The following is a 9,398-nucleotide window of genomic DNA, read 5'->3' on the forward strand; positions in this document are numbered from 1 at the left end:
TCCTTCTTGCGTTGGGGTCGGCCGCCTACATCAGGCTGGACGGCGAATCACGGCAGCGGCTGTCGCTACGTTATGGACCAGATGCATCGGGTTGATGGTCCCGACAATAGCACTGGCAACACCCGGATGGGCAAACAGCAATTCGAAACTGGCCTGCACCGCATCAACGCCTGGTCTCAGGCAGACATGGCCACTCGCGAGCGCTTTTTTGACCAGAATGCCTTTGCCGTGGGCAGCAGCGTAGTCGAGCACTGGCTTTTCGCCCTGCTCGGAGAGGTTGTAAGTGACCATGGCGCAATCGCCGTCGCGCAATGCCAGCAGGCCACCTTCGACGGTTTTGCCGGAAAAGCCGAAGCCGCGAATCTTGCCTTCCTGCTTGAGGTCAGCCAGGGTTTGATAGACCTCTGTGTCGTTGAGGATCGCCAGGTCGTTGCCGTCGGAGTGCACGAGCACTAGATCGATAAAATCGGTTTCCAGACGTTTCAGGCTGCGCTCTATTGACGTCCGAGTGTGCTCTGCGCTGAAGTCATGACGCGATTCACCGCTTTCGAACTCCTCACCGACCTTGCTGACAATCACCCAGTCCTGTCGCTGACCACGCAACAACGGCCCCAGACGTTCTTCGCTGGTGCCGTAGGCGGGGGCGGTGTCGATCAGGTTGATGCCCATGTCACGGGCCATCTTGAGCAGCATTTGCGCTTGCTGGTCGTCCGGGATGGTAAAGCCGTTGGGGTATTTGACACCTTGGTCACGGCCCAGCTTGACCGTGCCAAGACCCAGCGGCGATACGCTGAGGCCGGTGCTGCCCAGCGGGCGATGCAGTTCGTGAAGGGTCTTTACGCTCATGGCAGCAGTTGATCCCAGATAGGTACGGCCAGCGGTGGTTTGGGCAGATCGCTCAGCGATGGCTGCGGCGTCGGGTGGATCTCGTCGAGGGACAGTGCGGCCAGCACTCGATCAGAAAAGTCCGGGGCCAGGGCCAGTTTCGTTGGCCAGCCCACCATCAGGCGATTCTGCACACTGAGAAAGGCGTTGTCAGGACGCACCAGCCCGGATTGCGCCGGTTCTGCGCGATCGACCCGCAACGTTGCCCACTCGACTTCAGTGAGATCAATCCATGGCAACAAAGTGCCCAGTTCTTTTTTAACGGCAGCGATTTGCTGAGCAGGGTCACGGGCCACGCCATCGGCCTCGGCCACATCGCCACCGACGTACCAGACCCATTGGCCATTGGCGGCTGGATGAGTTGTTACGGTCAATCGCGGCTTGGGGCCGCCGCCCAGGCAGTGGGCGTAAAGCGGCTTCAGACTTGCGCCTTTGGCGAACACCATGTGCAAGGGGCGACGCTGCATGGCGGGTTGCGCCACGCCAAGCTTATTCAGCAGATCAGCGTTACCTGCACCGGCACATAGCACCACGCGCTGAGCAACAATATCCCGCCCGTCGACGCGCATGCCCACCAGCTCGTTGCCCTCCAGCAACGGTTCCAGATCCTGACCGGCCAGCAAGCTGCCATCGGCCAGTTCAGCCAGACGCTGGATCAGGCTTGGCACATCAATGACCAGTTCTGCCAGGCGATAGACCTTGCCCTTGAATTTCGGGTTTTGCAGGGCGGGCGGCAGATCAGCCCCTTTGACTTGATCGACACGACCGCGCACGGCCTTGCTGGCAAAGAAGCTGGTGAGGTTGCCCGCCAGTGTGCCGGGCGACCAGAGATAATGGGCCTGGGAGAGCACGCGTACGCCGCTCAGATGAAGCTCGCCGGTGCCCGCCAGCGCTTCACGCCAGCGACGCGGCATGTCGGCGATGGCTTCCGATGCACCCGACAAAGCGCCATGCAGGGCGTATTTGGCACCGCCGTGGATAATCCCTTGGGATTTGAGACTTTGCCCACCGCCGAGGCTGGCGTTTTCGACCAGGACAGTCGAGTACCCCTGGCCGCGCAGTCGGGCATTGAGCCAGAGGCCAGCAACGCCGGCACCGACGATCAGGACGTCAGTGGAAATAACGGAAGGCATGAACACCTCTGTGGCCGAAAGAATGCGGCCATTATAGAGGAACGCGTTTTCAATGCCCGGCGGTTTTCGAAAACAACTGAATCACGACGACGCCCAAAACAATCAGACCCATGCCGAGCATGGCGGGAATGTCGAGTTTCTGCCCGTAGATGAAGAACGCGGCGACACTGACCATGACGATTCCCATACCCGCCCAGACTGCGTAGGCGACGCCCACCGGAATCGTGCGGACCACCAGAATCAGCATCCAGAAGGCAATGGCGTAGCCGCAGATCACCAGCAATAAAGGGATAGGCGTACTCAGGCCTTTGACGGCTTTCATGGAAATGGTGCCAATGACTTCGGCGCAGATGGCGATGGCCAGCAAATAGTAAGCAGGCATAACGGTAACTCCTCTTTATATGCCGCGTATTTTTAGTCAACAGTGAGATGGGGTAAAGTCATTACCTATCGGTTCTGAAGATAGGTTGCCGGGCTATGCAATGGAATCTTGAGCAAATGCGTTTGTTCGTCAGCGTGGCTGAGCAGCGTTCGTTTTCTGCAGTAGCGAGGGATATGCGCAGGGCTCAGTCAGCTGTCAGCAGTGCGATTGCCATGCTGGAGTCTGATCTGGGTGTAAGCCTTTTCGAGCGCAGCAGCGGTCGTCAACCGCGTTTGACCGAGGCTGGTGTGGCATTGCTTGAAGAGGCGCGTGAGTTGTTGCGCCAATGCGAGCGTATCGACGGACGCGCCTTGGCGTTAATGCGCGGCCAGGAGGCGCAATTACGCGTTGCGCATGATGAAGCCATGCCTTATCAGCCGGTGCTCGATAGCCTGGAGGCATTGTCCGAGCGCTTTCCGACCCTTGAAGTCCAGTTGGCCAGTGGTGCTCAGGGGGACGTCGCACGCAAGTTGCTGGAGCGGCGGGCTGATCTGGGTTTGCTGTTTCATCACGAGCAGATGCCTGCCGAGTTGGAGCGCAGAGGGTTGGGCGGTGTGGAAATGGTTACCGTCTGCGCAGTGGATCATCCACTGGCGCGCGATGGGCGCGTCACTCGACAACAGCTGGCGCGGCATCGCCAGTTATTGATCGCTCCGCAACAAAGCGGTTATCCCGGTGGTGAGCAGTTGAGCCCACAGGTCTGGCGGGCTGACAGCTTTTATGTGATGGCAGAGCTGTTGATGCGCGGCCTGGGTTGGGCCTGGCTGCCTCGCCATGTGGTGCAGTATCCGACTTATCAACATCAGATGATCGAACTGACCAGTGAGTGGACGCCGCCACCGTTGGTCGTGGAAATGGTCTGGCGTCGCGACGAACCCTTAGGCCCGGCGGCGCAGTGGCTGTCAGAAAGTTTTGCCCGGCATTTGCGGGCCATTGGCTGATAAACTCCGCGCCCATGAATAGAACCTTATATACCTTGCTGTTTCATCTCGGCCTGCCGTTGGTGGCCCTTCGACTGTGGCTGCGAGCGCGCAAGGCACCGGCTTATCGCCAGCGAATCGGCGAACGTTTCGCTCTGGGCTTGCCAGCCATGCAGCCGGGCGGTATTTGGGTGCATGCCGTATCCGTTGGGGAAAGTATTGCTGCTGCGCCGATGATTCGTGCGCTGCTCGCCGGTTATCCACAGCTGCCGATCACGATCACCTGCATGACACCCACCGGTTCGGAGCGCATCAAGGCGATGTTTGCCAATGAGCCGCGCATTCAGCATTGCTACCTGCCGTATGACTTGCCATGGGCGGCGGGCCGTTTTCTCGATCATGTGCGACCAGTGCTTGGCGTGATCATGGAGACCGAGCTGTGGCCTAACCATATTCATCAGTGTGCCAAGCGCGGCATCCCTGTGGCCCTGGCCAATGCGCGTTTGTCCGAGCGCTCGGCGCGGGGTTATGCGCGGTTCGCCAGACTGACCCGGCCGATGCTGGAAGAAATGAGCTGGTTCGCGGTGCAGACCGAGACCGAGGCGCAGCGCTTCCGGGATTTGGGTGCACGTTCTGAATGCGTAGCCGTCACCGGCTCGATCAAGTTCGACCTGACGATTGATCCGCAACTGCTGATCCATGCCGCGCAGCTACGTGAACAATGGCAGGCGACTGAGCGCCCTGTCTGGATCGCGGCCAGCACCCATGCGGGAGAGGATGAAGTTGTTCTGGCGGCTCATCGGCAGTTGCTGATCAGCCATCCTGATGCATTGCTGGTTTTGGTGCCGCGCCATCCGGAGCGCTTCAACAGCGTGCATGATCTTACCGTGCAGCAGGGCTTTACGACGGTGCGTCGTTCATCCGGTCAGCCAGTCACACCGCAGACCTCGGTGCTGGTGGGCGACACCATGGGCGAACTCCTGTTTCTCTATGCCTTGGCCGACATCGCTTTTGTGGGTGGCAGCCTGGTGCCTAACGGCGGCCACAACCTGCTGGAGCCTGCTGCACTGGCCAAGCCGGTATTGAGCGGTCCGCACCTGTTCAATTTTTTGGAAATCGCCGCGATGCTGCGCAATGCCGACGCGTTGATCGAATGCGGTGATGCGGCGAGTCTTTCGGCTGCTGTGCAGCAACTATTCGACCAGCCGCAAAAGGCGCGCGATATGGCACAAGCAGGGTTGGCGGTGATGAAGGCCAATCAAGGCGCGTTACAGCGATTGCTGGATGGGCTTGACCGCCTTCCAAGGTAGGGGCAACTTGTTGGCGAGAGGACCTGACGCGTTGATTCAGGCGTATCGCCTCGCGAACAAGTTCGCTTCTACCGCGATGGCGGGGCGAAGTACCGAACGTTCTAAGGTAGGAGGCAACTTGTTGGCGAGAGGGCCCGACGCGGAGACTCAGACGTATCGCCTCGCGAACAAGTTTGCTCCTACCGCGATGGCGGGGGCGAAGTACCGAAGTAGTGATTCAGGCACGCCGCGTTCTAAGGTAGGAGGCAACTTGTTGGCGAGAGGGCCCGACGCGGTGACTCAGACGTGCCGCCTTGCGAACAAGTTCGCTCCTACCGCGATGGCGGGGGCGAAGTACCGAAGTAGTGATTCAGGCACGCCGCGTTCTAGGTAGGAGGCAACTTGTTGGCGAGAGGGCGCGACGCGGTGACTCAGACGTATCGTCTCGCGAACAAGTTCGCTCCTACCGTGATGGCGGGGCGAAGTACCGAAGCGGTGATTCAGGCACGCCGCCTTCCAAGGTAGGAGGCAACTTGTTGGCGAGAGGGCCTGACGCGGTGGCTCAGACGTATCGCCTCGCGAACAAGTTCGCTCCTACCACGGTGGCGGGGGCGAAGTACCGAAGTAGTGATTCAGGCACGCCGCGTTCTAAGGTAGGAGGCAACTTGTTGGCGAGAGGACCTGACGCGTTGATTCAGGCGTGCCGCCTCGCGAACAAGTTCGCTCCTACCGCGGTGGCGGGGGCGAAGTACCTAAGTAGTGATTCAGGCACGCCGCCTTCCAAGGTAGGAGGCAACTTGTTGGCGAGAGGGCCTGACGCGGAGACTCAGACGTATCGCCTCGCGAACAAGTTCGCTCCTACCGCGATGGCGGGGCGAAGTACCGAAGCGGTGATTCAGGCACGCCGCGTTCTAAGGTAGGAGGCAACTTGTTGGCGAGAGGACCTGACGCGTTGATTCAGGCGTATCGCCTCGCGAACAAGTTCGCTCCTACCGCGTCGGCCGTTCGAAGTTCTTCTTCGCGGCGGCTGCCAGATCCGGTGGCAGGAAGTCTTTGTCCGGGTTGTAGTCGGCTTTCAGGTAGCGCGACAAATCCTGCAGGTCGCCGGGGTTCAATGTGCCTGCCGCCTGTTTCAAGCGCAGATTGTCGATGATGTAGTCATAGCGGGTGTTGTTGTAGTCACGCACCGAGGCGTACAGCTGACGCTGGGCATCCAGCACATCGACGATGTTGCGAGTGCCCACCTGATAACCGATCTCGGTGGCTTCCAGTGCGCTCTGGTTGGAGATGATTGACTGCTTGCGGGCCTGAACCTGCTCGACGTCGGTGTTCACCGCGCGGTGCAGGTTGCGAGTATTTTCCACCACCTGGCGACGCAAGCCTTCGCGGCGCTGTTCGCTCTGGCTCAGCCTTGAATACGCTTCGCGCACTTGCGAACTGGTCAGGCCGCCGCTGTAGATCGGGATATTCAGCTGCACACCAATGCTGCGCTGCTCCACGTCACCACGGTAACTCTGCCCCGTGTAGTTCGGATTGCTGAAGCCCAGCGCATCGTTATCGCCGCGCTTGTATTGAGCCACCGCATCAAGGGTCGGGGCGTGCCCGGCCTTACGTTGGCGCAAGGTCTCTTCTGCGGCGTTCACTGCGTAATTGCTGGCCAGCAGGTTGAGGTTCTGCTGCGCGGCCGTATCAACCCAGGCTTTCGCATCGTTGGGCATCGGCGCCAGAATCGGCAATGTGTGGACGATGCCCTCAATGGAGTTGTATTCACGATTGGTCAGCGTCACCAACGCCTGGAATGCATCATCCACCTGACGTTTGGCAACAATCCGGCTGGCCCGGGCAGTGTCGTAACTGGCCTGAGCCTGCAACACGTCGGTCTTGTCGGAAAGGCCAACGTCGAAGCGCTCGTTGGCTTGATCCAGCTGACGCTTGAAGGCTGCTTCTTCAGCTTTGGTCGACGCCAGGTTGTCCTGGGCGCGCAGCACGGTGAAGTAGCTTTGCGCGCTTTGCAGAATCAGGTTCTGCTCGGTGGCCGACAGCTCTAGAGCAGCTTGTTCATTGACCGCTTCAGCAGCCTGCAGCTGGAACCAGCGGTCTGCACGGAAAATCGGTTGGCTCAGCGTTGCCTGATACACCGTACCGCTGCGGGTGGCCACAACATTGGGCTGGTCGATACTGGTGCGGGTGTTGTTGACGTCGGCACCGGCAGACAGATTAGGCAGCAGGCCGGCGCGGGCCTGCGGTACAACTTCCTTGCGAGCTGCATAATCGGCGCGAGCGGCTGCAAGATCGGCGTTGTTGTCGACAGCTTCCTGATAAACACTGACCAGACCGGTCTTGGTCGGCAGCGGCATATCGGCTGCCCATGCAATCGAACTGCAGGCACATGACACGGCAATGGCCAATGAAAGTTTGTGCAGCATGGGGCGTTCCCTGTTCATGATGATGGTGCCAGTCCGATTCGAAGAAGCTGGCTTGCGAGTGTAGAGGCTGGGGACCGTGGCAACAATCAGGCAGGCCATTTATCCAGCGTTTGAAAACGTGCTTGGCGTTCCGGGCTCGTCGCGACTAGACTAACCACGTTCTTGTCGGGGTGCCTTGCTTTGGGGCTGAGATCGGTTAAACCGGATCCCGTTGAACCTGATCAGGTTAGCGCCTGCGTAGGGAACAAGATTTCTCGTCTCCCGGCGAGTCCTCTTGAGTGTCGTCCGGGGTCGATGGTTCATTTCTGAAAGCCTGGAAATGAATCAACACTCTCCGCTCGATACTCAGCACCAGCCTTGGTGCGTCTTTCCGTCTTCAGGTTCGCTCCGACAATTAATCCGCCGCTGGATGATGTCTGGAGAGCCCGTGATGAGTACAAATCCAAAAAATGCCGCCAACCTGAGTGAGTCCGCACAAGTCGACTCTGGATCGGTGCAGCCGTTTACCCGCTCGCAAAAAATCTATGTTCAGGGTTCTCGCCCGGACATCCGCGTGCCCATGCGCGAAATTACCCTGGACGTGACGCCAACTGACTTTGGCGGCGAAATCAATGCGCCGGTGACGGTGTATGACACGTCGGGTCCCTACACCGATCCCAACGTCATTATTGATGTGCGCAAAGGCCTGGCTGACGTGCGTTCGCCATGGATCGACTCGCGCAACGACACCGAGCGTCTGGCGGGCCTGACGTCCAGCTTCGGCCAGCAGCGACTGGCCGATGCCGAGCTGACCCGTCTGCGCTTCGCCCATGTGCGCAACCCGCGTCGGGCCAAGGCGGGGGCCAATGTCAGTCAGATGCACTATGCGCGTCAGGGCATCATCACGGCGGAGATGGAATACGTCGCCATCCGCGAAAACATGAAGCTGCAGGAAGCGCGCGCCGCTGGCCTGTTGACTCAGCAACATGCCGGACACAGCTTTGGCGCGAACATCCCCAAAGAAATCACCGCCGAGTTCGTGCGTGAAGAAATCGCTCGCGGTCGCGCAATCATCCCGGCCAACATCAACCATACCGAGCTGGAGCCGATGATCATCGGCCGCAACTTTCTGGTGAAAATCAACGGCAACATCGGCAATAGCGCACTGGGCTCTTCCATTGAAGAAGAAGTCGCCAAACTGACCTGGGGCATCCGCTGGGGCTCGGACACGGTCATGGACCTGTCCACCGGCAAACACATTCACGAAACCCGTGAGTGGATCATTCGTAACTCGCCGGTGCCGATCGGTACGGTGCCGATTTATCAAGCGCTGGAAAAAGTCGGCGGCGCCGCCGAAGACCTGACCTGGGAGCTGTTCCGCGACACGCTGATCGAGCAGGCGGAGCAGGGCGTCGACTACTTCACGATTCACGCCGGTGTATTGCTACGCTACGTGCCACTGACGGCCAAGCGCGTCACCGGCATTGTCAGCCGTGGCGGTTCGATCATGGCCAAGTGGTGCCTGGCGCATCACAAAGAGAACTTCCTCTACACCCACTTCGAAGACATCTGCGAAATCATGAAGGCCTACGACGTCAGCTTCTCGCTGGGCGATGGCTTGCGTCCGGGGTCGATTGCCGATGCCAATGACGCCGCGCAGTTTGGTGAGCTGGAAACCCTGGGTGAACTGACCAAGATCGCCTGGAAGCACGACGTGCAGACCATGATCGAAGGGCCTGGCCACGTGCCGATGCAATTGATCAAAGAGAACATGGACAAGCAACTGGAGTGCTGTGACGAAGCGCCGTTCTACACCCTTGGTCCGCTGACCACTGACATTGCGCCGGGCTACGACCACATCACCTCCGGTATCGGGGCAGCGATGATTGGCTGGTTCGGTTGCGCGATGCTCTGCTACGTCACGCCCAAAGAGCATTTGGGCCTGCCGAACAAGGATGATGTGAAGACCGGGATCATCACCTACAAGATCGCTGCGCATGCGGCGGATCTTGCCAAGGGCCATCCGGGCGCGCAGATCCGCGATAACGCACTGAGCAAGGCGCGGTTTGAATTTCGCTGGGAAGATCAGTTCAACCTCGGCCTGGACCCGGACACCGCACGGTCTTATCACGACGAAACCCTGCCCAAGGATTCCGCCAAGGTCGCGCATTTCTGCTCCATGTGCGGACCGAAATTCTGTTCGATGAAAATCACCCAGGAAGTCCGTGAGTACGCGGCCAACCAGAAGATTGAAGCCATTGACCTGGACGTCGCCCAAGGGCTGGCGGAACAGGCCGAGCGGTTCAAACAGGAAGGTAGCCAACTGTACAAAAAAGTTTGATTGA

The 9,398-nt window shown here is 59.4% G+C and carries 7 protein-coding genes and 1 riboswitch; of the genes, 3 read left to right on the forward strand and 4 right to left on the reverse strand.

What is annotated here, in order from left to right; all coding sequences use genetic code 11:
- Positions 1 to 30 precede the first annotated feature (30 nt).
- From H8S59_RS13520 to H8S59_RS13530, 3 genes are read right to left on the reverse strand one after another with little or no spacing between them, the layout of a single operon-like run.
- Positions 31 to 846 (reverse strand): aldo/keto reductase, encoded by an 816-nt coding sequence (locus tag H8S59_RS13520; RefSeq protein WP_187521727.1) that lies wholly within the window; start codon positions 844 to 846, stop codon positions 31 to 33.
- Positions 843 to 2,018, reverse strand: coding sequence for an NAD(P)/FAD-dependent oxidoreductase (locus H8S59_RS13525; RefSeq protein WP_187521728.1), 1,176 nt, complete (start codon positions 2,016 to 2,018; stop codon positions 843 to 845). The genes H8S59_RS13520 and H8S59_RS13525 overlap by 4 nt, the downstream gene beginning before the upstream one ends.
- Before the next feature lie 49 nt (positions 2,019 to 2,067).
- Positions 2,068 to 2,400, reverse strand: coding sequence for a DMT family transporter (locus H8S59_RS13530; RefSeq protein ID WP_095092373.1), 333 nt, complete (start codon positions 2,398 to 2,400; stop codon positions 2,068 to 2,070).
- 95 nt (positions 2,401 to 2,495) lie between these two features.
- Between H8S59_RS13530 and H8S59_RS13535 the strand changes: the two genes are divergently transcribed.
- On the forward strand, positions 2,496 to 3,380 hold the full coding sequence (locus H8S59_RS13535; RefSeq protein ID WP_187521729.1) for a LysR family transcriptional regulator: 885 nt from the start codon (positions 2,496 to 2,498) through the stop codon (positions 3,378 to 3,380).
- Positions 3,381 to 3,394: 14 nt separating this feature from the next.
- Positions 3,395 to 4,669, forward strand: coding sequence for a lipid IV(A) 3-deoxy-D-manno-octulosonic acid transferase (gene waaA / locus H8S59_RS13540; protein WP_187521730.1), 1,275 nt, complete (start codon positions 3,395 to 3,397; stop codon positions 4,667 to 4,669).
- Positions 4,670 to 5,637: 968 nt separating this feature from the next.
- On the opposite strand, the gene H8S59_RS13545 is transcribed toward waaA, so the two are convergent.
- On the reverse strand, positions 5,638 to 7,074 hold the full coding sequence (locus H8S59_RS13545; RefSeq protein WP_187521731.1) for a TolC family outer membrane protein: 1,437 nt from the start codon (positions 7,072 to 7,074) through the stop codon (positions 5,638 to 5,640).
- A gap of 156 nt (positions 7,075 to 7,230) precedes the next feature.
- A riboswitch (TPP riboswitch) is annotated at positions 7,231 to 7,335 on the forward strand.
- 169 nt (positions 7,336 to 7,504) lie between these two features.
- On the opposite strand from H8S59_RS13545, the gene thiC reads away from it, so the two are divergent.
- Complete coding sequence (gene thiC / locus H8S59_RS13550) at positions 7,505 to 9,394, forward strand: phosphomethylpyrimidine synthase ThiC (RefSeq protein ID WP_187521732.1); 1,890 nt, start codon at positions 7,505 to 7,507, stop codon at positions 9,392 to 9,394.
- The last annotated feature ends 4 nt before the right edge of the window (positions 9,395 to 9,398 follow it).

It is taken from the genome of Pseudomonas folii (assembly GCF_014357575.1).
GTDB classification, from domain to species: Bacteria; Pseudomonadota; Gammaproteobacteria; order Pseudomonadales; family Pseudomonadaceae; genus Aquipseudomonas; species Aquipseudomonas folii.

Coding starts and splice junctions, on each gene's coding strand:
- waaA (WP_187521730.1), top strand. CDS start 3,395: ATGAATAGAACCTTATATACCTTGCTGTTTCATCTCGGCCTGCCGTTG.
- H8S59_RS13520 (WP_187521727.1), bottom strand. CDS start 846: ATGAGCGTAAAGACCCTTCACGAACTGCATCGCCCGCTGGGCAGCACC.
- H8S59_RS13545 (WP_187521731.1), bottom strand. CDS start 7,074: ATGCTGCACAAACTTTCATTGGCCATTGCCGTGTCATGTGCCTGCAGT.
- H8S59_RS13530 (WP_095092373.1), bottom strand. CDS start 2,400: ATGCCTGCTTACTATTTGCTGGCCATCGCCATCTGCGCCGAAGTCATT.
- thiC (WP_187521732.1), top strand. CDS start 7,505: ATGAGTACAAATCCAAAAAATGCCGCCAACCTGAGTGAGTCCGCACAA.
- H8S59_RS13525 (WP_187521728.1), bottom strand. CDS start 2,018: ATGCCTTCCGTTATTTCCACTGACGTCCTGATCGTCGGTGCCGGCGTT.
- H8S59_RS13535 (WP_187521729.1), top strand. CDS start 2,496: ATGCAATGGAATCTTGAGCAAATGCGTTTGTTCGTCAGCGTGGCTGAG.